Below are 20,758 nucleotides of genomic sequence, written 5' to 3' on the forward strand. Positions count from 1 at the left end.
TGTGTAGGCAAATCCGCACATCGTAAGGCTGGGCTGTGATGGGGAGGGAAATTTAAGTACCGAAGGTCATGAGTTCACACTGCCAAGAAAAGCTTCTAGCCAGGCGAAGGTGCCCGTACCGCAAACCGACACAGGTGGGTGAGAAGAGAATTCTAAGGCGCGCGGAAGAACTCTCGTTAAGGAACTCGGCAAAATGACCCCGTAACTTCGGGAGAAGGGGTGCCTCGGTAGGGTGAATAGCCCGAGGGGGCCGCAGTGAAAAGGCCCAAGCGACTGTTTAGCAAAAACACAGGTCTGTGCGAAGCCGCAAGGCGAAGTATACGGGCTGACGCCTGCCCGGTGCTGGAAGGTTAAGAGGAGTGGTTAGGGGCAACCCGAAGCTATGAATTGAAGCCCCAGTAAACGGCGGCCGTAACTATAACGGTCCTAAGGTAGCGAAATTCCTTGTCAGGTAAATTCTGACCCGCACGAATGGCGTAACGACTTGGGCGCTGTCTCAACGAGAGATCCGGTGAAATTTTAATACCTGTGAAGATGCAGGTTACCCGCGACAAGACGGAAAGACCCCATGGAGCTTTACTGCAGCTTGATATTGGACTTTGGTACGATCTGTACAGGATAGGTGGGAGCCTTTGAAGCCTGAGCGCCAGCTTGGGTGGAGGCATCGTTGGGATACCACCCTGATCGTATCGGAGTTCTAACCTGGTACCGTGATCCGGTATGGGGACAGTGTCAGGTGGGCAGTTTGACTGGGGCGGTCGCCTCCTAAAATGTAACGGAGGCGTTTAAAGGTTCCCTCAGAATGGTTGGAAATCATTCGCAGAGTGCAAAGGCATAAGGGAGCTTGACTGCGAGACCTACAAGTCGAGCAGGGACGAAAGTCGGACTTAGTGATCCGGTGGTACCGAATGGAAGGGCCATCGCTCAACGGATAAAAGCTACCCTGGGGATAACAGGCTTATCTCCCCCAAGAGTCCACATCGACGGGGAGGTTTGGCACCTCGATGTCGGCTCATCGCATCCTGGGGCTGAAGTAGGTCCCAAGGGTTGGGCTGTTCGCCCATTAAAGCGGTACGCGAGCTGGGTTCAGAACGTCGTGAGACAGTTCGGTCCCTATCTGTCGCGGGCGTAGGAAATTTGAGAGGAGCTGTCCTTAGTACGAGAGGACCGGGATGGACGTACCGCTGGTGTACCAGTTGTCTCGCCAGAGGCATCGCTGGGTAGCTATGTACGGAGGGGATAAGCGCTGAAAGCATCTAAGCGCGAAGCCCCCCTCAAGATGAGATTTCCCAGTATGTAAGACCCCTTGTAGACGACGAGGTTGATAGGTTCGAGGTGGAAGTGCGGTAACGTATGCAGCTGACGAATACTAATCGGTCGAGGGCTTAACCAAAATAATCCCAACCAAGTGAAGATAAGCTTTGTAGCGAATTCCGAATACTTGATTGGGGCCCAGAAAACCTAAGCAATTCTAACTTTACGTGAAGTTTCGTATCTAGTTTTCAAGGCGCAAACAAAACGCTTTGACTGTTTGGTGATGATGGCGGAAGGGATCCACGCGTTCCCATCTCGAACACGACCGTTAAGCCTTCCAGCGTCGATGGTACTTGAACCGCAGGGTTCTGGGAGAGTAGAACGTTGCCAAGCAGTACCCACTTGTGGGTACTTTTTTTTGCCGGTTTTAAAGAACACTTTGGGGCCATAGCTCAGCTGGGAGAGCGCCTGCCTTGCAAGCAGGAGGTCAGCGGTTCGATCCCGCTTGGCTCCACCATTGTTCCCTGATAGCTCAGTTGGTAGAGCACTCGACTGTTAATCGAGTTGTCACAGGTTCGAGTCCTGTTCGGGGAGCCATTGTTTTCTAGGCCCGTTGGTCAAGTGGTTAAGACACCTCCCTTTCACGGAGGTAACAGGGGTTCGAGTCCCCTACGGGTCACCACCAATTTTCAAATCCCATGGAGGCTTAGCTCAGCTGGGAGAGCATCTGCCTTACAAGCAGAGGGTCGGCGGTTCGATCCCGTCAGCCTCCACCATTTTATGGGTAGGGAAAGAGATTTCGGCGCTATAGCCAAGTGGTAAGGCAGAGCTCTGCAAAAGCTTTACCCCCAGTTCGAATCTGGGTAGCGCCTTTATATATAAGCCGGAGTGGCGGAATCGGCAGACGCACAGGACTTAAAATCCTGCGGTAGGTGACTACCGTACCAGTTCAAGTCTGGTCTTCGGCATGTTTTAATTAGCAGTATGCGCCCTTAGCTCAGCTGGATAGAGTATTTGACTACGAATCAAAAGGTCGGGAGTTCGAATCTCTCAGGGCGCGCCATCATTATTTCAATTGCGCGGGCGTAGTTTAATGGTAGAACTTCAGCCTTCCAAGCTGATCGCGCGGGTTCGATTCCCGCCGCCCGCTTACAAAAAAAGGACCACCTTCGGGTGGTCTTTTTCTTTGTATAGGTAGGGAAGAGAGCCCGCAGAGGGGTTCGACCGTCCGTGAACACTTCGATGAATAGGCTGGTTAGGACGAGCGTCCAAATATACCACTAGTTGCTTCCGTAGGAAGCCTTAAAATCCGAATTTGGAGGATTCCCGCCGCCCGCTTACAAAAAAAAGGACCACCTTCGGGTGGTCTTTTTTTATCGTTGTATGTAGAGGGCAAACATTTCAATACCTTGATTTCATTTGTTATACTAATAATTAGTAGGTACGGCGTGTAACGGAGGGATATCATGCAAAAAGGAGAAAGAACTCGAAAGCATATCATCGCTCAAGCAGCGGAGCTTTTTAACCAGAAAGGGTATGCAGGTTCATCCTTGTCTGATATTACGGAGCTAACAGGCATTAAGAAAGGCGGTATTTATCGCCATTTTGCCAGTAAGGACGAAATTGCTCTGGAAGCTTATGACTATGCAGGCAGCGTAGTGGGCGGGAAAATTAACGATGCCATTGGTGAGCAAGAGACCGCTATTGGCAAGCTGCTAGCTTTTTTACATGTGTATGAAAATGTGGTTGATACGCCGCCATTTATCGGGGGATGCCCGCTGCTTAACTTAGCTACCGAGAGCGATGATAGTCATCCTATCTTACGAGAACGAGCTCAGCGTGGGATGAAGGGGACGTTGCACAACATGAAAGCGATTATTTCCGAAGGTGTTCAAAATGGCGAATTCAAAGCTGATCTCGATGTGGATGCTTTAGCAACCTTTACGCTTTCTATCATGGAAGGCGGCATTATGATGAGCAAGCTGGAAGGCGACAATCGACACATTCGTATGAATATTGAGAGTCTTTCCCTGTATCTAAAAGAAGTTTGCATGAGCTGAAAGAAAGATGAATGGGGATGAAGGAATGGCGCGGCAGCGATATAGCAATTTGGATCCAAATGCGAAAACGAAAACGTGGAAAGAAGTACGCCGCTGGCAGAAGGAGCGGAAAGGTAAGGTAAAAGATGTATCCTACCGGATCGGACAAGCGGAGCACAAGCAGCAGGAGTTGCTGAGAAATAATCAGCATGAAGTTACGATCACTTGGATCGGGCATGCAACCTTTTTGCTGCAAATAGGTGGTATGACGATTGTGACTGACCCCGTCTGGGCCACTCGAATGGGCTTCACTCAGAGGCTCGAAGCACCAGGTTTATCAATAGAAGAGCTCCCGCCAGTCGATGTTATCTTGCTGTCACATGCACATTATGATCACTTGCATGTGGGTTCGTTGAAAAAGCTGAGAGGTACGCCATTCGTGCTTGTTCCCGAAGGACTTGCCTCCAAGGTGCGGAAGCTGGGGTTCAGCACTGTTTATGAATTGCCATGGTGGGGAAGTCAAACCATCGGCCAGCTAGAGTTTCATTTCGTTCCTGCACAGCATTGGACAAGACGTACGCTAACCGATACGAATACCTCGCTATGGGGCGGATGGGTGATTAAGCAGGCTGCAGCGTCTAACCCAGTAGGAGAAAAGGAAAACGATACGATTTACTTCGCTGGCGATAGTGGTTATTTCGAGGGTTTCCGAGAGATCGGAGCGAGATTTCCTGGCATTCGCTACGCGTTGATGCCGATTGGCGCCTACGAGCCGGAGTGGTTTATGGGGATGCAGCACGTTTCCCCGGAGGAAGCGGTGCAGGCTTTCCTGGATGTCGGAGCGAAGCAGTTCATTCCGATGCATTATGGAGCATTCCGACTTGCCGATGATACGCCGAAAGAGGCGTTAGACCGTTTGCTGGCGGATTGGCAGCGGAGAGGGCTTGATCGAAGCCTGCTGCGTTTGTTGAAGCACGGGGAAACCTTGATAGCGGAGCGGACAGAGGAATAGAGTGTGAAATAGAGGTGCTTGATTTCTTGGATGGGATCCAGAAATTAAGCACCTCTATGTGTTTGATAGGGTACATTTAGCTGCGAGTAAATGCCGCTGTCACTTTCGTTTTGTTCCACATGACTTCGATGAGATAATCCCCTACAGGCAAATTCATAAAAGTCTTCGAATCCGTATAAGATTGCCCCGGCTCCAAGTCCAAATAATCCTTGATCGCAACGGCGCCTTGTTCGAATACCGTATGGTCTTTCAAAAGGGTATACTTTGCTCCGCCAATGACAGTGATCATTTCTTTAGACTGATTTGTGAACGTATAGGTTACTTTTGTCTCCTTGTCTCCGTTGCCTACCGTCGCAGAGCCAAGCATCGCTGTGACGATTTCTTCTTTTGGAGATGAAACCACTGACTTTGTTGAGCTTTCTGGTACAACCTCGGTCTTTGAGCATCCAGTTAGGAGCAGCGCAGCGCTTAGTGCACCAAGTAAGGCGTAGTGCGTTATTTTCATCCGTCGACCACCTTATCCAATAGATTCTGTATGACAAGACTGACGGAAAGTTTTTCATATAAGTTGCATGAGTGAGTGACGGAAGTTTGTATAGGACCCCTTGAAGGGAGCTCTATATAGTTTTATTTTAATAGAGAGTGACAAAAATTAAAAAATGTCATTTGATATTTGTCATTTATGTATTATAATAAAGTTAAAAGGTAGGCGGCGGACAAAACAGCCGGTTAATTCAACTCACTCGAAAGGTGGACTAGGAAATGGAACGTAAATTAGAAGGTAAAGTAGCTTTGGTAACGGGTGCATCCAGAGGCATCGGTCAGAAGATCGCGGAAGAGTTGGCGCTGCACGGGGCTAAGGTTGTTGTGAATTACGCAAGCAGTCCGGGCAAGGCGGAGGAGGTCGTTAACGGTATTAAGCAACAAGGCGGGGAAGCTGTCGCGATTCAAGCGGATATTAGCCAAGTGGCGCAAGTTGAGCTTTTGTTCCAGAAGACGTTGGAGGCGTATGGGCAGGTTGATATTTTGGTCAATAATGCGGGAATCATGATTACGAAACCGATACTCTCCATTACAGAAGAGGATTTCGATAAGCAGTTCAATATTAATGTGAAAGGGACGTTCTTTGCGATTCAACAAGCGGCGCTGCATATGAAGGAGAATGGTCGGATCATCAATTTCTCTACTTCGGTTAATGGGCAAATGTTCCCTGGATACAGCTCATATGCAGGTACGAAAGGCGCTGTTGAGCAGTTCACACGTCAGCTAGCCAAAGAATTAGGACACAAGGGCATTACGATTAATGCCGTTGCACCGGGACCGGTGAATACCGAATTGTTCACAGTGGGGAAATCAGAGGAACAAATCAAAGCCGTTGCAAATATGAATTCGTTCGGCCGTTTGGGTGAAGCGGAGGATATTTCGCGGGTTGTACTTTTCTTAGCGAGTGAGGAATCACAGTGGGTAACGGGACAAACACTTCGAGTGAATGGCGGTTTTGTGTAAAATGACGAAGAATGAGTTGCCACTATCGAAAGATGAGATTTTGGACGCAGCTGAGCAAGTACTGCGGCGGTATGGACCTGACAAAACATCTGTTGTGGACATTGCCAAGGTGCTGCAAGTGAGTCATGGGACATTGTATCGGCATTTTGAAAGCAAAGCCGCGCTAAGGGAGGCCGTGACATCGCGTTGGTTGCATATGAGCATCGCTGTTCCTTTGGAGGCTATTGCGAGTGAGACGGGCGGTAGCGCCGTTGAGCGGTTGCGATTGTGGTTAGAGACATTGATTCAAACCAAACGAAAATTCGCCGCCGAGGATACTGAAATGTTCTCTATGTATGCCAATGTTACGGTTATTGAAGTTGAAATGATTAGCACCCATATGTATCGCTTAATAAAGCAGCTAGTACAGATCCTTAAGCAGGGGATGGCGAGCAAAGAGTTGAAGCAAGGTGACTCGGAATCGCTTGCTAGAGCCATTTTCATAGCTACCTCACGTTTCCATCATCCATCGCATGCCGGGGAATGGGGAATGCGGAGTGATGAGGACTTCGAGAGTGTATGGCAGTTATTGCTAGGGGGGTTAACATGATCAAACCCAAACGATTAAAGTCGGGATCCAAAGTAGCCATTATCTCACCTTCCAGTGGATTACCGTATTTGTTCCCGGATATTTACGAGCTAGGCCTGAAGCAGCTTAAAGAGGTATTTGGTTGGGAAGTTGTTGAAATGCCAACAGCTAGGATGTCACCGGAAGAGTTGTATAAGTATCCGCAACTGCGTGCTCAGGACATTAACCATTGTTTCGAAAATGAAGAGATAGCTGGGATCATCACTTCAATTGGTGGCTATGAATCGGTGAGGATTCTACCTTTTTTGAATAAGGAAGTGATGATTAATAACCCTAAATTTATTATGGGCTTTTCGGATGCGACGACATTCTTAACGTACTTAAATAATTTGGGGATGGTAACGTTCTATGGGCCCTCTGTTATGGCAGGAATCGCGCAGTTAAGAAATCTACCTGAAGCCTATACGGAGCATCTCAAAGCGATATTGTTTGAAGAGCAGTTCCCTTATCGCTATGCGCCATATCAAGCATGGACGAATGGCTATAAAGACTGGAGCCAGTTAGAGACCCTAGGCGAGTGTCAGCCGTTTATGGCGAACGAGAATGGATGGACGTTTATACAGGGCGAAGCGATTGAACAGGGGTATTTGTGGGGCGGATGTATTGAAGTTCTAGAGTTTATGAAATCGACGATCTATTGGCCGAAGGATGATTTCTGGCAGGATAAGATCTTATTTTTCGAAACATCGGAAGAGAAACCCTCCCCTATGCAAGTGGGATACATGCTGCGGAATTATGGGATGCAGGGTATCTTTTCACGTGTTAGAGGCGTCATATTAGGTAGGGCGAAGGATTATAGCGCAGCTGAGAATCAAGAGCTTAGAGAGATCCTGGTGAATATTATTGCAAAAGAGTTTGGGGCTGGTCATGTGCCGATTGTTGTTGACTTTGACTTTGGGCATACGGATCCGAAATTGATCCTGCCTCTCGGTGGGCGAGTGGAGTTAAATCCGAGGACGAATGACGTTATTTTGTTGGAGAGTCCTTTTGAATGATTGAAAAGTAGGAGGATTTTCATAAGTGAGTAAAGTTGAATGTGGCATCTACACAATGTGTTTAGTCCAAGATGGGAACAAGGTGCTTCTAATAAACCGTCCAGCGACTAAAGGGTTTCCAGGATTCCTAGGTCCAGGCGGTAAGGTGGATTTGGCGGAGAGTTTCACGGAGGGAACCGTCCGAGAAGTGTGGGAAGAAACGGGACTCTTAGTGAAACCCGAAGACCTGATCTATAAGGGGGTCGATGAATATTTAGTTCCCGAAAAGAATTATAGATATATGGTATTTAATTATCTTACTCGGACATTTTCCGGGGAGCTGTTGTCCAATCCACCTGAAGGAGAATTAGCTTGGGTTGATATAGACGAGGCTTTGCAGTTGCCCATGCAAGAATGGTTTAAACGTAGGTTTCCTTTATTCTTTGAGTCGGGAACTTTTGAGATTTCGGTTGTGTGGGATGAGAGTAATCAATGTATAATTGAGGAAAAGGTTAGGAAATTGGGTTGATACAAGTATCTTAAAAACAACATGAGAGGGTAGCAGATTAATATGAGTGAAACGGTAAGTTTGAGTCTTGGAGGTTCGTACGTTGTGGCACCAGACAACCCTAGAAAGACTAAGAATCGTGGTCGAAAATGTATGATTCTTTCTTTCGAGCTTAACAACGAGGAACTAGACATTAGGGTTATCTATCTCGATACGAGTAGAGAAGTATTGCTTAAGTTCAGTGATTTGAAGCCAATTAAGAGTGATTCAAATTGATCGGAGGTATTCTCATGGCTTCCCCAATTGTAGTCGTTGCGTACGATCCGGAATGGGTTCTGATTTTCGAGAATATAAGAGACTTCGTACTTCCCGCTTTAAGCGATCTAGTGATCGGAATTGAACATGTCGGAAGTACCTCTGTTCCGGGTTTAGCAGCGAAGCCGATTGTCGATGTGGACGTGGTGGTTGCTAACCAAGAGGATGTGCGAATAGCTGTTCAAAGGCTCACTGCGTTAGGATACGTACATGAAGGTGATTTAGGAATTAGGGGGCGAGAGGCTTTTATTCCTCCCAAAAGCATGATTTGGCATCATCTTTACATAGTAGCTGTGGATAACTTGGAATTAAAACGGCATATCCTTTTTCGTGATTATTTGAAAAGCCATCCAGAGGATGCTAAACAATATGGGAATTTAAAGCTAGAGCTTGCTCGGCGATTCCAAGATGATCGGTCAGCTTATTCCGATGGCAAACGAGAGTTTGTAACAGGGATACTGCAACGTGCGGGATGGAACGGATAGGGAGGGGCGGCCAGTGAGAATACAGTGGTTTCTTTTTGTGATCATCATGGTCATCATTCTAATAGGTGTAGGGTGTGGAAAAGGCGAGGCTTCAGGCAAACCTAAGCTTTCAGCAAAGCAATTAGAAGAATTTTATCCAGGCGACATGTCAAACGTTGATCATATTGAGATTAGAAGCGGTTCAACGGGAGCGCTAAAAATAATTAATGATAAACAAGTAGCGCAAAATTGGCTCGCTAAAGTTCGTCGCATGAAGCTTACGCCAGACCCGAATCAAGAAGGTAGAGTAGGTTATTTATTCTATGTTGATCTATTTGAAGGTCAAGAAAAGAAACTGCGATTTCTCCCTAATGAGATTGCAGGAAATTATTATGTGTACTCGGAGGAATTGGCGAAGGAAATTAGCGAGCTTTTTCAATCCAAGTAGCCTCTGCCGATTTCGGCGAGTCCTGCAGTGATGAAAATTAAGGTAGCTAGTATCAAATGAGATGCCTCCTACTTAAACTTTTGTATAGATCTAAAATTAATTATATTTATAAAAGTATAGATGGTTCAGGAGCTACTTGAAAGTAGCTTTTTTGCATTTTCTTTCCCCAGCATCGTTTCCGATGGCAACTTTCCGTCAGTGCTCTACGTCAAATGGATATGGGAAATATTATAAAATTGAACAAGGATTGGTGTATGCGATGGTCAGAATAGTTGGTTTTGGATTTCTTTTATCCGTCATGCTGCTACTGAACGCGTGTGAAGATAATACCCAGGATTCTGCCGTATCTGTATCACCACCACAAGGCTCCCCAGAGGCTTCACCATGGATAACGACGGCCCCTGCTGCCTCCGTCACACCTGTGAGCTATGCATTCAGCCCAAGCGCAGGTCGCGATGTTCCGCATGTTTTAGTATGGGCACGGGAGTATGCATCTCGATTGCTCCTCCCGGAGGGGGAAAGTTCGGTGGAGTTAGTATTTACGGAAGAGATGCTGAAGAACTTGCCGACAACGAATGAGGGTGTGCCTTTAGCAGCCCAATGGATCGACGCTAAACATCTGTTGATCCAGCTGGACAATATGCGGGCAGGAGAACATGGGACGAAAGAGCTGTATGTGCGAATGGATAACTTAAGGGACGTAAGCGGTAATCGTTTGGGAGAGGGTCGTGAGAGTCTGTTGGTTCAATTAGTACCCAAACAGGCATGGCGCTATGTCCATTCAGGCGAGTTGGCTGGGGACGGTCTGAGGGATCACTTCTACGACCAATTGGTTTTATCTGACGATAAACAAAGCTATATCGGGATTGTTCGCCTTGGCGGGGCCATGGGGGATGGGGACGGAACCAGCTACGCTTTTATTTTGGAGCAAAAAGGGAAGGTCCCTGTTGTCATTGAGGATGTGTTCTATTCCACGATAGAGCCAGATCAACAGCCCATCCAATGGATGGATGACAAAACCCTCATATATGCGTCTTACTATGGCGTTTATGCCTATGATATTGAGAAATGTGAGAAGCGCATTCTTCATGAGGCTGATCCTCAAGAAGCTCATAATATCAATTACGCTTCGTATGATACGACGAGAGGATTGCTTCATCTTTTAACCTATGAGAACCGACATGAGACGAGTGTATTGGAAAGACTCACTTACTCATCAGGAGACCCCGTACCCCAAAGAACACAAGGTTACACAACAACTGTTCAGGTAGCCAAATACTCCGCATTGGATATGACGATTACCCCAACGCCGGATGGGACGTATTGGACACGAATACAAGATGACGTTCCCTACACGGATTTTGTAAGCAATTCAGGAGCAAATTTTACCGCCAAAGGGATTGCTCGGCTCGTCACGAAGCAAGGCGTCTACTTACAGCAGTTTGAAAAAGGGGAATTTCAGCTGCAAGCCTCAGGGTGGACATTATGGCAACCTGGCCAAACCGCCAAAGGTATCGCTTCGCTACCAGAGGACAGCTTTATCTTTGCTAGCGGAATGGATTTATTTTCAAGGCAGGGTGATAGGTATGTGATCTATGATCTTCCACGCAATAAATGGGTAACATGGCAGGCGCCACATGGGGAGAAAACTGCTGAGCCTGTTCGAGGTAAAGATGGATTGTACCGCGCCAGTGTGGAACCAATCGTGAAACAATGAACGAGGGGGAATCGTCACTGTTTAATCGACTGTATCGTACGCTGTTAGGCATCATCATCATGAGCGGACTCACCTTTATTATGTATCTGATAGTGGAATCCTTTATTTTCGAGAGAGAACGCGGAATTCGGGTGAATATCTCCCAGTTGAACGAGCACGACTATGGCGAGCACTGGCAAGAGATTGCAACCAAGCTGGAAATAGATGCACAAGCGAAGCTGGAAGATTTGCATCTGTTTTATAATCAGCAGGGGGAAGTTCAAAAGCTATCGTACGAAGTTGTCGGGCGTAGCAAGGATGATTTCATTTATTATTATGTTGATTATGACCTTGCAGCTAGTAAAGCGATTGTCAAAAAGCAAAAGATTGGGACGTCATGGTTGCAGTATGACCGTTCGATTGCAGTAAAGTATTTTTTTGAGCGATTGGACGAAATAGATTTGCTGGTAATAAGACCTAACAATAACGATCCGATACGCCAAATGAGGGTTCATGTGAGTGGAACTCGTGTTAATTATGCTATGAAAGACACGAAGAAATACCGCATAGACAAGGATCAGATTCAAGAAATCTCTGACGCACAGCTTCCCGTTGAAGGGTATTGGTTATCTGTATGCGGCATGTCGGAGGAGGGGGCACCAGAGTTCATTTCGTCTTGTGAGGATCGGATTGATTATATCTTGGATGCTCGTACGAGCGATAATAAGTAAAAGTAGGCTGCCGATACAATGGAATCGGCAGCCTTTTTTATCTAAAAGCAAGGATGAATATTGCATACATATTTTATTTCCTTCACAATTTGGACATAATATCCAGAAAAGGGTGTTATTATTTACTTCGGTGAGAAAGAGTCGTGTTCGACGAATTGTCATTTGAAAATTTGACACTTTTGTGTAATGAAGCGCAGTTAGGACAACTATTGGTTGTTAGATTTGGATTAACTTTCATAAAGTATGTTATCATGAGACTACAAGAAGAAAATGCGAAAAGGTAAGTATATACTTGGAGGTAATTACCATTAATACCGATACTCTGAATGATGCAATGACGATGTTGAAGCAAACGAGCCGAACCTTTTATATACCGATCAGCAACTTGGACTTCGGATTAAAAGAGGCTGTAACATCTGCCTACTTATGTATGCGGGCCATCGATGAAATCGAGGATCATGAGGAACTCGCTGATCCATTGAAAATAGAGCTTTTGTCTGGGGTATATGAAGCTTTTCAAACCTCAGATATTATTGGATCCCTACAGAATTTGCTAGCGCCTCATAAGGAGGTTTTGCCGGAAGTTTCGCTGCGGCTGGATGAGTGGTTGCTTCTGTGTCCGCCATCGGCAACGCCAATCATTAAGCAGTACATTGCCAAAATGTCACTGGAGATGTCCGAATGGGTCCAAAATGGTTGGAACATTCATACAGAAGAAGATTTGGACCGCTATACGTATAGCGTGGCTGGGATGGTTGGCGAGATGCTGTCCGAGCTGTGGCTATGGCATGATGGGACGCAGTCTGATCGCGATAAGGCCATTGCCTTTGGAAGAGGACTTCAGGCGGTTAATATTCTCCGCAATAAATTGGAGGATGCGAATCGCGGCGTGAATTTCTTCCCGGATGGTTGGGGATTCAAGGAGATGCAGCAATACACGCGTCGCAATTTGCAACTGGCGGATGCATATATCGCAGATCTGAAGCAGGGTCCAGCGTTGAAATTTTGCAAGGTCCCATTAGCTCTAGCGCATGCTACGGTTAATCTACTAGCTGCTGGCGGCAACAAGCTGACGCGAGATGCGGTTCTGAAAATTGTGAGTAAAGTGACGTAAGTAATTGATTTACATAGAGAGATTTGAAGAGAAGTCTGCAGCGGTGCTGTGGGCTTCTTTTTTGTTTACATTGGGGGATGAGGGGGAAATAGGACGAAATAGGACGAAATAGGACGAAATAGGGAAAAGGCTGCCCTTAAGCAGACGAATCTACTTGGGACAGCCTTGAGGCTCACTTCATTTTGGATAGATGCTTACAATGCCCGCTTAATCACCTTCCGATAATGCTGAACGGACAGCACCCCGAACACGGAGTAGAGTGCCGTGTACAGCCCCATAACGATCATCATCGGAGTCCACAGCTCGGTTCCGAAGAAGAACCATCCTGACTGGATTGCGAAGTAGCTGTGAGACAACCCGACAATTAAGGGGATACCGAAATTAAAAAGCTGTTTAACCTGAATTCCCTTTATTAGATCACTTTGGGTAAAACCGAGTTTTCGTAGAATGGTATACGATGATTTCTCATCTTCGCTCTCATCCATTTGCTTGAAATACAGAATGCAGCCTGAAGTGATCAGGAAGGTGAGTCCTAGGAACCCGACGATGAACATCGTCAATCCCATGCGATTTTTTGCTTCACTAGCCATATCTTGGCGAGAATCACGGGAAGCGCGCTCATCCCATTGGATTTCGTGAAAAAGTTGATTGGCTTTCTCGAGTTCCTTCCCATCCACGATATCAATACCGAAATATAGCGATGATGTTCCTTGAATACGAGGATCGAGATCTTGCTTTAAACGCTGAAAGACCGACTCGTCTACGACGGCCACAGGCAGGCTGCTCATCGAGAAGCGCCGAGAAATGAGGGATCGTTCCTCGATGCCGGTATACGTTAGCGGGAAGGTGTTATTTAGGGTGATTAGCCCGGCTTGGCTGTTCGTTTTGAACTGTAGAAATTTTTGCATTTCATCGTTAGCTCCGGTAAAAAAGGTTTGGTCCTCAGTTAAATCGATGCCTGCAGCGGTATCGCTAATAGCGGCCATCCGATTGACATCTTGTCCTATATATAGTTCATTTTTCGTTTCCATGACTTGGCTAAGATCAGCCTTGATTTGAATAACCTCAATAGTTGTATCACGGTGTTTAATGCCATCCTTATCTAAGGCTTGCGTAAAACTCTCCGCATAGTGACGTTCTGTCACTGAGAAGTGTGCAGGCAAGTTCCTTTCGGCTGTCTTTTCAACCGAATAGTACGTTATATAGCTCAAGGAAAGCAATCCAATGGCTAAGGCGGATACCGTCGTGATCACCATCAAAAGCAAGGCGTTGGATTTCATCCGATACATGATGGAAGCGAGGGAAAGTACCTCTTGTACTTTTAAATAGCCATTTTTCCTCTTTCGGATCACATTTAAAATTAAGCGGACAGACCCTTTATAGAACAGATAAGTACCTAAGATCACAGAAGTAAGAATGAAAAGCATGCCGCTCAATAATTCAGGTGCTGTCGAAATGCTGCCTGAAAACAACCTAGAGGATACATAGTAGCCTAATAAAACGAGACAAAGCCCAATAAATCCAAGGGTCGCTTCCGTCTTCGACATTTGCTTCACTTTGGCTTCAGTGGAGGTTGCGACATGGAACAATGAAAGAATCGTCTGCCTTTGAATAAACAAATAATTGACCAGTAGGATTAATAAGTAGACGGCACTGAAAACAACAATAGTTTGGATAAACGCTTGTACCGAAAAGTGGAGCGTTGCATTAGCCTTAACCCCTGTAATTTGCAATAAGACCATGAGAATGAGCTTAGACACGGAGAATCCGATAAACGTCCCAACGACTAGCGAACCGAAGTATAGGATGAAATTTTCGGTACTCAGGATGCGAAAGATTTTCCCCTTCGTCATGCCGATGAGTTGCAGAAGACCGATTTCTTTACTGCGTCTTTTCACGAAAATGTTATTCGCATATAAATTGAAGATAGCAACAATGGCGATAAGCAGGATCGATGCAGACTTCAGCGCAGCGGCCCCTTTAATAGTCCCCTTGGTCGCGTCTAAAGCGGGATCAAACTGTAACGTGACAAAAGCGAAATAGAGCGCAACACTAAACATTAAGGCAAACACATACAAGTAGTAGTGTTTGATATTGGCCTTCAGGTTTTGGAGGATGAGCTGATTAATACTCATATTGCACACCGCCAAGGACGCCTTGGGTCTTCATAATGTCTTGAAAGAAGGCTTGTCTCGTTTCTTGCCCTTTATAGATTTGGGAGTAAATCTGTCCGTCTTTGATGAAGATTACTCTACTGCTGTAGCTGGCGGCAACCGGGTCATGCGTGACCATCACAATGCTCGCTTGGCGACTAACATTCATTTCACTGAGCTTATTAAGCAAATCAGATGCAGATTTGGAATCGAGTGCACCCGTTGGTTCATCCGCGAAAATAATATCAGGATCATGAATAAACGCTCGAGCAGCGGACGTTCGCTGTTTCTGCCCACCGGATATTTCATTCGGATATTTATCCTTCAACTCATAAATGCCGAGCTCTGTCGCAAGATCATGAAACCTCTGATTAGCTTCTATCTTGGACATTTTCGTAATCGATAATGGAAGCAGGATATTTTCTTTCACAGTCAGTGTATCCAACAAATTATAATCCTGAAAAATAAACCCTAGATGATGCTTCCGAAACTCAGCCAATTGCTTTTCCTTCATGCTCGTCGTTTCTGCCTTGTTAATCTGAATGGAACCATGACTCACTTTGTCGATGGAAGAGAGCACGTTGAGCAGCGTCGTTTTCCCAGAGCCGGAAGGGCCCATGATGCTGACGAATTCCCCTTTTTCGATAGATATATCTAGACCTCTAAGCACTTCTTGTTTGTTATGTTTATTGCCGAAGCTTTTATGAATTTTAACGGCTTGTAAGATAGACATGAATCACACACTCCTTTATACGATTAGCTTTATTATAAAAAGCTGGACCGCATTTATCCTTCGATTGGACGAACAAAGAAGAAAAGCATGTGACATTATTGTCACATGCCTGTAATCCGCGCGAATTCATTGGGCTGTGGAAAAGCGAGCGTGAACGTAGTTCCAACGCCAACCTCCGAATGCACAGTGACCTGGATGTGCAGCGTGTCAGCTGCTTTGCGGGCTAGATATAAGCCCATACCCGTCGCGGCGCTGTCCTGATGCCAGGTCGTGGAGGTAAAGCCCTTATCGAAGATACGGGGAAGATCCTTGGCATCTATGCCGCGTCCAAAATCCGTGACTTCTAGGAAGGTACGCTCCTGTGCTAAGAAGCTCCTGACAATAATATCGGACGAGAAGCTGTCGCTGTATTTCACAGCATTCGTCAAGAGCTGGCGCAAGATGAAAGCGAGCCATTTGGCATCACTTAGGACTTGGGGGGCGTCCAAAAGAACGTCAAACCCCATGCCTTTTTGAATGCACCAAGATTGCAGTGATTTAATCTCCATATAGAGGAGATCTTCGATCTTTATTTTTTCAATGTAGAGATCATTTTCAATCAAGGGAAGTCGCAGTTGGTGAAGTTGCTGGTCAAGAAGATGATGAATACGCAGCCATTCAAAGGTTAGGGACGCTTTCATCGGATCGTTATCCAATCGGCCAATCATCAAATGCATGGCGGTGAGAGGTGTCTTCACTTCATGGATCCAGGATAATTGCTCATCTTTCTCCTGTTCCAGAGCGATTTGCTGCCGCGAGGCCTTCTGATGGAGCTGTTCAGTTTGATTGACCAAAGCTGCTTCCATGACTTTCTCAAAAGGACTTGCCGCATCAGCGACACCGGATACATCAAGACTGGTTTCCCAGTCATTCAATCGCTTGATAAAAGCTGTTTCTTTGTGATAGCGAAAGACCAAGAAGATCACGAATAGCATCGTGGATAAGAAAACAATATACAGAACGGATCGGAATGGAATCGAGTGGTCGAGATAAGCAATTAGCAGCAGGAGGGCTTGACTGCAGAGGAACATGAGGATCCAGCTTATTCGCTCTCTGAGATACGCCTTAATCATAATGTGCGATCTCTTCTGTTGCGATGTAACCTTGCCCGACTTTCGTTTCAATGAAACGGCCTAAATCAAGCTCGTCCAGCTTCTTTCTGAGCCGATTCACGTTCACCGTCAAGGTATTATCACTTACAAAACGCTGATCATTCCATAAGCTATTGATGATGTCTTCTCGGCTGACAATCGTATTTTTATGCTCGATGAGGAGCTTCAATATATAGATTTCATTCTTAGTCAGTTCAACGGAACCAGAAGCATGATGAACTATGTTTTTTTCAAAATCAACCGTCGCCCCGCACCATGTTTTCAACTTCATTTGCTCCGTATTGTAATTGTAGACGCGGCGGAGAATGGCATGGATTTTGGCGATCAGCACGTCAAAATGAAAAGGCTTTTGGATGAAGTCATCCGCCCCAAGCTGCATAGACATCACCATATCTGTAGGATGATCCCGCGAAGAGAGAAATACAATCGGCACATTGGAATGCGTCCGAATCATGCGGCACCAATGAAACCCATCGAATTTAGGCAGTTGAATATCAATAATGACTAAATCAGGCTTTAATAGAATAAATGACTCAAGTACTTTATTGAAATCAGCGATGCCATGAACCTCGTAGGACCATTGGGCCAAACGCTCTTTGATCTCTGCGAACAAGGTTGCATCATCTTCAATAAGCAAGATCTTAAACAAGGGAAATCACCCACTTCTGGTCATTCTTTGAGTTTTAAACTTATTGTATTGTAAACTGGTTAACAGAGCTAAAATGATTCTGAAATATAATGACGGCTAGTCCCAAAACGATGATACCAATGCCGACAGGGACGGGGATTTGTTTAACGGTTATTTTACTTTTTTCGAGAAGGAAGAGAGACAATCCAATCAGCAATCCATAGATAATGGATTTGATCGTCAGATCATGTACCCACTTGATGATATAGGCATCGGATAGATAGCTGATGACCGAGCTTATAGTGAAATATATCGGAAAGCGGAGCTTCATCAGGTAATCCCCTTTCGTTCGTCCATTTTAGCAAATCATAACATAAATTCAAATAAGGAGTCATGGATGCCATGAAACAGAATAAATACGATGAGCTTGGATTTTTTGAAAAGTATAGCGAGATGCCTCGTTCCATTGGCGGCCTCAACGCCGCAGGGGAATGGCCAGTACTACGTACGATGCTGCCCACGCTGGAAGGCAAACGTGTTCTTGACCTTGGATGCGGTTACGGTTGGCATTGCAAGTATGCACGCGAGCAAGGGGCTGCGTCCGTAGTTGGTGTAGATCTCTCAGAGAAAATGCTGGCGTATGCCAGCGCGAATCATAGCGATTCGGGGATCACGTATCAGAGAGTGGCGATTGAGGACATCGACTTCGCAGCGGGCGAGTTTGACGTTGTCATCAGCTCATTAGCCCTTCACTACGTTGAGCAATTTGATGCGATTTGTCGTAAGGTGCAGCACTGTCTAGCCGCTGGAGGCACCTTCGTTCTCTCTGTTGAGCATCCGGTCTTTACTGCACGTGCTGCACAAGACTGGCATTATGGCCCTGGAGGCGAGCGTATGCACTGGCCTGTCGATGACTATCAGAAGGAGGGACAGCGGGTAGCGAGATTTCTTGATCATGATGTGGTCAAATATCATCGAACGATCGCTTCCTATATGAATGCATTAATTGATGCGGGATTCCTTATTACGAAGCTCGCCGAGCCCCAACCAACGCAAGAGGCTTTGGAGAAGTTCCCCGAAATGAAAGACGAAACGCGTCGTCCAATCTTTCTATTGATTTCAGCGGTTAAGCATTCGTGAAACATTATTTGGAAATTATCGTCTGATAGGTAGGAGATGTTTCAATGAAAGGGTGAAATTATGAGGAAGTTTGTAATGGCTCTTTCATTTGTAATGCTGCTTAGCTGTATGAGCCTCATCCTGCCAAGTAAAAGCTATGCTTGTAGCTGCGTGCTGCAACCGGATCCCATCAAGGCAGTAGAACAAGCAAAAGCGGTATTTTCGGGTAAGGTTTTAGAAATCAAATCCCAGGTTCTAGATATCAATGGCATTCTCGATTATAAAATTGCTGTTCATTTCGATGTAGGGGAGACTTGGAAAGGGGTTACTCAGACGCAAGTCATTGTCCTCACAACCTTGGGTGAACCCGCATGTGGCTATGATTTTAAAGTCGGTGAATCCTATCTTGTTTTTGCTTATGACTATGATCATAAGGAGAATATGCTGCAAACGAGCACTTGTTCATTAACAAAGAAGCTTTCAAATGCAACTGCGGAGCTGAGTAAAATTGGGCCAGGTGTCAAGCCGACTGAGCATGTGAGTTTGGAAGCAACGATGGACAAGATGGCGTATACGAATAAGCTGGCCTATCTCCAAGCTGCGTATCATAGGTTGATTTCCTATCATTTAACAGAGTTGATTGTGCTGATACTGATAGCAGCGGGAGTAGGGTTGCTGGTGATCAGAGTGAAAAGAAAATCGTGAATTGGCGTATTTGCGAAGTTAACATGGGTAGCAGCATTGACAAAGTACCTTGATAAGGCTATGATATCTCTTGTTGATTTATAAATGTAACTGGAGGTGTTTTGACTATGGCAGTTCCTCAACGGAGAACGTCCAAAACACGTCGCGATAAGCGCCGTACTCACTTTAAACTGGCTGTGCCAGGAATGGTGAAGTGTGAACAATGTGCTGAACTTAAAAAAGCACATCATGTTTGCAAAAACTGCGGTTCATATAAGGGTAGAGAGATCGTACAAGCTCAATAATCATATGAATCTTGCAATGAAAATGACACTTCTAATAGAAGTGTCATTTTTTTTATGAGCATTTTAAAATTTAAAGCTCAGCGTGCTTAACGAACCATGCTCGATGGTGTCGTGCAGTACACGGATTTCTCGACCAGGGGTTCCGCTTCCAAGAGCAATGAGCAAAGGCACGAAGTGCTCGGCGCGTGGAACTCCCAATGCTGCATGCGGAGCTAGCGTTTCGTAGCGGCTTAAGGATTCAATATCTCGGGCGAGTACTTTGTCTCGCATCCAATCTCTGAATTGCACAGCCCATTCGCGAGGCAGAGCTTCCTTATCACGGTCAATTTCGTTGAAATTGTGAGTTAAGAAACCGCTCCCGATGATGAGAATGCCATCTTGTTCAAGTCCCTGCAACGCTTCGCCGATGGCAATCTGCTGCCTAGCCGGCAAGAAGGGATTGACGGAAACGGGAACGATAGGAATATCGGCTTCCGGATAAGCGTGCATCATGATAGGGAATACGCCATGATCAAGGCCGCGATACATTAGCCTAACGGGGATATTATTTCGGCGGAGACGTTCTTCCACCATAGAAGCAACGATGGCTGAGCCTCTTGCGGGATATTGAACCTGATAATACGATGAAGGAAATCCATAGTAATCATAAACCATTTCATGAACATCGTCTGTCGCGGCAATGGTTGTTACTTCACTTTCAAAGTGCGCAGAGAAGATGACAATAGCTTTTGGTCGATTTTCCTTGCCGAAGCGATTAAGAAACGCAGTGAATTCAGATTTTTCGAAAATGGTATAGGGTGAGCCGTGGGGCAAAAAGACGGGTGCTAGCAAAGTAAGTCCTCCTATCCTAATTCCGTATTGCTTAAGTACTTCACTTACCAACGTCCAATAGCTACAAATAGTAATATCGCCAAGAAAATGATGTTCATCCCAATGGCTTGGTTTTCTTTCCTCTTAGCGTGTAATACAACAGCAAGCACCATGATTAAACCTAGTGCAATAGCGGCTATTGGCGTCAATATAGGTGCAATTCCTGTAGCATAAGGCACAATCAAACCTAGTCCTCCAAGCAGTTCGGATACCCCGATGAAAGTTACCGAGCCTTTTGACGAATCTTTCACCCAAGGCATACTAGCTTTTGCTTTCTCATACTGAAAAGATTTCATAGAACCAGCCATAATAAATGCCAAAGCTAGAACTCCTTGCGCGATCCACAGTGCGATATTCATAAAATAAATTACCTCCTTGAAATAAGTAAGTGTATAGACGTATAATAATCCCTAGGATCGATACTGA

At 45.7% G+C, this 20,758-nt stretch carries 22 protein-coding genes, 8 tRNA genes and 2 rRNA genes; 24 read left to right on the top strand and 8 right to left on the bottom strand.

Annotated features, from left to right (window positions below; translation table 11 throughout):
• The 12 genes from AC58QG_RS20155 to AC58QG_RS20210 form a co-directional block, all read left to right on the top strand.
• A 23S ribosomal RNA gene (locus AC58QG_RS20155) occupies positions 1–1,393 on the top strand; the annotation flags it as partial.
• Between the two features lie 137 nt (positions 1,394–1,530).
• Positions 1,531–1,647: ribosomal RNA gene (rrf, locus tag AC58QG_RS20160) — 5S ribosomal RNA — on the top strand.
• A 48-nt stretch (positions 1,648–1,695) separates the two neighbouring features.
• A tRNA-Ala gene (locus AC58QG_RS20165) sits at positions 1,696–1,771 on the top strand.
• 4 nt (positions 1,772–1,775) lie between these two features.
• Positions 1,776–1,851 (top strand) — tRNA-Asn (locus tag AC58QG_RS20170).
• Positions 1,852–1,861: 10 nt separating this feature from the next.
• Positions 1,862–1,936, top strand: a tRNA-Glu gene (locus AC58QG_RS20175).
• A gap of 18 nt (positions 1,937–1,954) precedes the next feature.
• A tRNA-Val gene (locus AC58QG_RS20180) sits at positions 1,955–2,030 on the top strand.
• A gap of 25 nt (positions 2,031–2,055) precedes the next feature.
• Positions 2,056–2,126, top strand: a tRNA-Cys gene (locus AC58QG_RS20185).
• Positions 2,127–2,136: 10 nt separating this feature from the next.
• Positions 2,137–2,222, top strand: a tRNA-Leu gene (locus AC58QG_RS20190).
• 18 nt (positions 2,223–2,240) lie between these two features.
• Positions 2,241–2,317 (top strand) — tRNA-Arg (locus AC58QG_RS20195).
• 16 nt (positions 2,318–2,333) lie between these two features.
• Positions 2,334–2,404: transfer RNA gene (locus AC58QG_RS20200), tRNA-Gly, on the top strand.
• A 316-nt stretch (positions 2,405–2,720) separates the two neighbouring features.
• Positions 2,721–3,314, top strand: coding sequence for a TetR/AcrR family transcriptional regulator (locus tag AC58QG_RS20205; RefSeq protein ID WP_497363932.1), 594 nt, complete (start codon positions 2,721–2,723; stop codon positions 3,312–3,314).
• A gap of 7 nt (positions 3,315–3,321) precedes the next feature.
• Positions 3,322–4,305 carry an MBL fold metallo-hydrolase gene (locus tag AC58QG_RS20210; protein WP_497363933.1) on the top strand — a complete coding sequence of 328 codons (984 nt, stop codon included), beginning with the start codon at positions 3,322–3,324 and terminating at the stop codon, positions 4,303–4,305.
• Between the two features lie 76 nt (positions 4,306–4,381).
• On the opposite strand, the gene AC58QG_RS20215 is transcribed toward AC58QG_RS20210, so the two are convergent.
• Entirely contained in the window at positions 4,382–4,810 is a 429-nt protein-coding gene (locus AC58QG_RS20215; protein WP_497363934.1) for a hypothetical protein, read from the bottom strand.
• Positions 4,811–5,067: 257 nt separating this feature from the next.
• On the opposite strand from AC58QG_RS20215, the gene AC58QG_RS20220 reads away from it, so the two are divergent.
• The 9 genes from AC58QG_RS20220 to AC58QG_RS20260 all read left to right on the top strand — a co-directional run bounded on the left by AC58QG_RS20220 (position 5,068) and on the right by AC58QG_RS20260 (position 12,689).
• Positions 5,068–5,811 (top strand): SDR family oxidoreductase, encoded by a 744-nt coding sequence (locus AC58QG_RS20220; RefSeq protein WP_497363935.1) that lies wholly within the window; start codon positions 5,068–5,070, stop codon positions 5,809–5,811.
• Between the two features lies 1 nt (position 5,812).
• Positions 5,813–6,400, top strand: coding sequence for a TetR/AcrR family transcriptional regulator (locus AC58QG_RS20225; protein WP_497363936.1), 588 nt, complete (start codon positions 5,813–5,815; stop codon positions 6,398–6,400).
• Positions 6,397–7,434, top strand: a complete 1,038-nt coding sequence (locus AC58QG_RS20230) for a S66 peptidase family protein (protein WP_497363937.1) — start codon at positions 6,397–6,399, stop codon at positions 7,432–7,434. Before AC58QG_RS20225 ends, AC58QG_RS20230 begins: the two co-directional genes overlap by 4 nt.
• A gap of 55 nt (positions 7,435–7,489) precedes the next feature.
• Positions 7,490–7,942 carry an NUDIX domain-containing protein gene (locus AC58QG_RS20235; RefSeq protein WP_497364355.1) on the top strand — a complete coding sequence of 151 codons (453 nt, stop codon included), beginning with the start codon at positions 7,490–7,492 and terminating at the stop codon, positions 7,940–7,942.
• Between the two features lie 269 nt (positions 7,943–8,211).
• The gene (locus AC58QG_RS20240) at positions 8,212–8,721 is read left to right on the top strand and encodes a GrpB family protein (RefSeq protein WP_497363938.1); all 510 of its coding nucleotides are present in this window, start codon (positions 8,212–8,214) and stop codon (positions 8,719–8,721) included.
• Between the two features lie 13 nt (positions 8,722–8,734).
• The gene (locus tag AC58QG_RS20245) at positions 8,735–9,148 is read left to right on the top strand and encodes a hypothetical protein (protein WP_497363939.1); all 414 of its coding nucleotides are present in this window, start codon (positions 8,735–8,737) and stop codon (positions 9,146–9,148) included.
• A gap of 136 nt (positions 9,149–9,284) precedes the next feature.
• Positions 9,285–10,865 carry a hypothetical protein gene (locus tag AC58QG_RS20250; protein WP_497363940.1) on the top strand — a complete coding sequence of 527 codons (1,581 nt, stop codon included), beginning with the start codon at positions 9,285–9,287 and terminating at the stop codon, positions 10,863–10,865.
• Complete coding sequence (locus tag AC58QG_RS20255) at positions 10,862–11,575, top strand: hypothetical protein (protein ID WP_497363941.1); 714 nt, start codon at positions 10,862–10,864, stop codon at positions 11,573–11,575. The genes AC58QG_RS20250 and AC58QG_RS20255 overlap by 4 nt, the downstream gene beginning before the upstream one ends.
• A gap of 292 nt (positions 11,576–11,867) precedes the next feature.
• Positions 11,868–12,689, top strand: coding sequence for a squalene/phytoene synthase family protein (locus AC58QG_RS20260; RefSeq protein WP_497363942.1), 822 nt, complete (start codon positions 11,868–11,870; stop codon positions 12,687–12,689).
• Between the two features lie 194 nt (positions 12,690–12,883).
• Here AC58QG_RS20260 and AC58QG_RS20265 read toward each other — a convergent pair whose 3' ends face one another.
• From AC58QG_RS20265 to AC58QG_RS20285, 5 genes are all read right to left on the bottom strand, one after another.
• Positions 12,884–14,824, bottom strand: a complete 1,941-nt coding sequence (locus tag AC58QG_RS20265) for an FtsX-like permease family protein (protein WP_497363943.1) — start codon at positions 14,822–14,824, stop codon at positions 12,884–12,886.
• The gene (locus tag AC58QG_RS20270; protein ID WP_497363944.1) at positions 14,814–15,575 is read right to left on the bottom strand and encodes an ABC transporter ATP-binding protein; all 762 of its coding nucleotides are present in this window, start codon (positions 15,573–15,575) and stop codon (positions 14,814–14,816) included. Before AC58QG_RS20270 ends, AC58QG_RS20265 begins: the two co-directional genes overlap by 11 nt.
• 101 nt (positions 15,576–15,676) lie before the next feature.
• Positions 15,677–16,687: a sensor histidine kinase gene (locus AC58QG_RS20275; RefSeq protein WP_497363945.1), complete on the bottom strand. Its 1,011-nt coding sequence runs from the start codon at positions 16,685–16,687 to the stop codon at positions 15,677–15,679.
• A complete protein-coding gene (locus tag AC58QG_RS20280) occupies positions 16,680–17,375 on the bottom strand; it encodes a response regulator transcription factor (RefSeq protein WP_497363946.1) in 696 nt (231 codons plus the stop codon). Before AC58QG_RS20280 ends, AC58QG_RS20275 begins: the two co-directional genes overlap by 8 nt.
• 40 nt (positions 17,376–17,415) lie before the next feature.
• Complete coding sequence (locus AC58QG_RS20285) at positions 17,416–17,685, bottom strand: hypothetical protein (RefSeq protein ID WP_497363947.1); 270 nt, start codon at positions 17,683–17,685, stop codon at positions 17,416–17,418.
• Positions 17,686–17,756: 71 nt separating this feature from the next.
• Between AC58QG_RS20285 and AC58QG_RS20290 the strand changes: the two genes are divergently transcribed.
• The 3 genes from AC58QG_RS20290 (at position 17,757) to rpmF (ending at position 19,462) form a co-directional block, all read left to right on the top strand.
• Entirely contained in the window at positions 17,757–18,494 is a 738-nt protein-coding gene (locus tag AC58QG_RS20290; RefSeq protein ID WP_497363948.1) for a class I SAM-dependent methyltransferase, read from the top strand.
• A 75-nt stretch (positions 18,495–18,569) separates the two neighbouring features.
• The gene (locus tag AC58QG_RS20295) at positions 18,570–19,178 is read left to right on the top strand and encodes a hypothetical protein (RefSeq protein WP_497363949.1); all 609 of its coding nucleotides are present in this window, start codon (positions 18,570–18,572) and stop codon (positions 19,176–19,178) included.
• Positions 19,179–19,285: 107 nt separating this feature from the next.
• Positions 19,286–19,462 carry a 50S ribosomal protein L32 gene (gene rpmF, locus AC58QG_RS20300; RefSeq protein ID WP_047680282.1) on the top strand — a complete coding sequence of 59 codons (177 nt, stop codon included), beginning with the start codon at positions 19,286–19,288 and terminating at the stop codon, positions 19,460–19,462.
• A 63-nt stretch (positions 19,463–19,525) separates the two neighbouring features.
• On the opposite strand, the gene AC58QG_RS20305 is transcribed toward rpmF, so the two are convergent.
• Together AC58QG_RS20305 and AC58QG_RS20310 are read right to left on the bottom strand one after the other, a co-directional pair.
• On the bottom strand, positions 19,526–20,293 hold the full coding sequence (locus tag AC58QG_RS20305) for a DODA-type extradiol aromatic ring-opening family dioxygenase (protein ID WP_497363950.1): 768 nt from the start codon (positions 20,291–20,293) through the stop codon (positions 19,526–19,528).
• 44 nt (positions 20,294–20,337) lie between these two features.
• Positions 20,338–20,691 carry a DoxX family protein gene (locus AC58QG_RS20310; RefSeq protein WP_497363951.1) on the bottom strand — a complete coding sequence of 118 codons (354 nt, stop codon included), beginning with the start codon at positions 20,689–20,691 and terminating at the stop codon, positions 20,338–20,340.
• Positions 20,692–20,758 lie beyond the last annotated feature (67 nt).

Source organism: Paenibacillus sp. J22P169, from assembly GCF_059691995.1.

What these genes read in the sequence shown, in the direction of transcription:
- AC58QG_RS20205 (WP_497363932.1), top strand. Translation starts at nt 2,721, where the DNA reads ATGCAAAAAGGAGAAAGAACTCGAAAGCATATCATCGCTCAAGCAGCG.
- AC58QG_RS20210 (WP_497363933.1), top strand. Translation starts at nt 3,322, where the DNA reads ATGAATGGGGATGAAGGAATGGCGCGGCAGCGATATAGCAATTTGGAT.
- AC58QG_RS20215 (WP_497363934.1), bottom strand. Translation starts at nt 4,810, where the DNA reads ATGAAAATAACGCACTACGCCTTACTTGGTGCACTAAGCGCTGCGCTG.
- AC58QG_RS20220 (WP_497363935.1), top strand. Translation starts at nt 5,068, where the DNA reads ATGGAACGTAAATTAGAAGGTAAAGTAGCTTTGGTAACGGGTGCATCC.
- AC58QG_RS20225 (WP_497363936.1), top strand. Translation starts at nt 5,813, where the DNA reads ATGACGAAGAATGAGTTGCCACTATCGAAAGATGAGATTTTGGACGCA.
- AC58QG_RS20230 (WP_497363937.1), top strand. Translation starts at nt 6,397, where the DNA reads ATGATCAAACCCAAACGATTAAAGTCGGGATCCAAAGTAGCCATTATC.
- AC58QG_RS20235 (WP_497364355.1), top strand. Translation starts at nt 7,490, where the DNA reads ATGTGTTTAGTCCAAGATGGGAACAAGGTGCTTCTAATAAACCGTCCA.
- AC58QG_RS20240 (WP_497363938.1), top strand. Translation starts at nt 8,212, where the DNA reads ATGGCTTCCCCAATTGTAGTCGTTGCGTACGATCCGGAATGGGTTCTG.
- AC58QG_RS20255 (WP_497363941.1), top strand. Translation starts at nt 10,862, where the DNA reads ATGAACGAGGGGGAATCGTCACTGTTTAATCGACTGTATCGTACGCTG.
- AC58QG_RS20265 (WP_497363943.1), bottom strand. Translation starts at nt 14,824, where the DNA reads ATGAGTATTAATCAGCTCATCCTCCAAAACCTGAAGGCCAATATCAAA.
- AC58QG_RS20270 (WP_497363944.1), bottom strand. Translation starts at nt 15,575, where the DNA reads ATGTCTATCTTACAAGCCGTTAAAATTCATAAAAGCTTCGGCAATAAA.
- AC58QG_RS20275 (WP_497363945.1), bottom strand. Translation starts at nt 16,687, where the DNA reads ATGATTAAGGCGTATCTCAGAGAGCGAATAAGCTGGATCCTCATGTTC.
- AC58QG_RS20285 (WP_497363947.1), bottom strand. Translation starts at nt 17,685, where the DNA reads ATGAAGCTCCGCTTTCCGATATATTTCACTATAAGCTCGGTCATCAGC.
- AC58QG_RS20290 (WP_497363948.1), top strand. Translation starts at nt 17,757, where the DNA reads ATGAAACAGAATAAATACGATGAGCTTGGATTTTTTGAAAAGTATAGC.
- AC58QG_RS20295 (WP_497363949.1), top strand. Translation starts at nt 18,570, where the DNA reads ATGGCTCTTTCATTTGTAATGCTGCTTAGCTGTATGAGCCTCATCCTG.
- rpmF (WP_047680282.1), top strand. Translation starts at nt 19,286, where the DNA reads ATGGCAGTTCCTCAACGGAGAACGTCCAAAACACGTCGCGATAAGCGC.
- AC58QG_RS20310 (WP_497363951.1), bottom strand. Translation starts at nt 20,691, where the DNA reads ATGAATATCGCACTGTGGATCGCGCAAGGAGTTCTAGCTTTGGCATTT.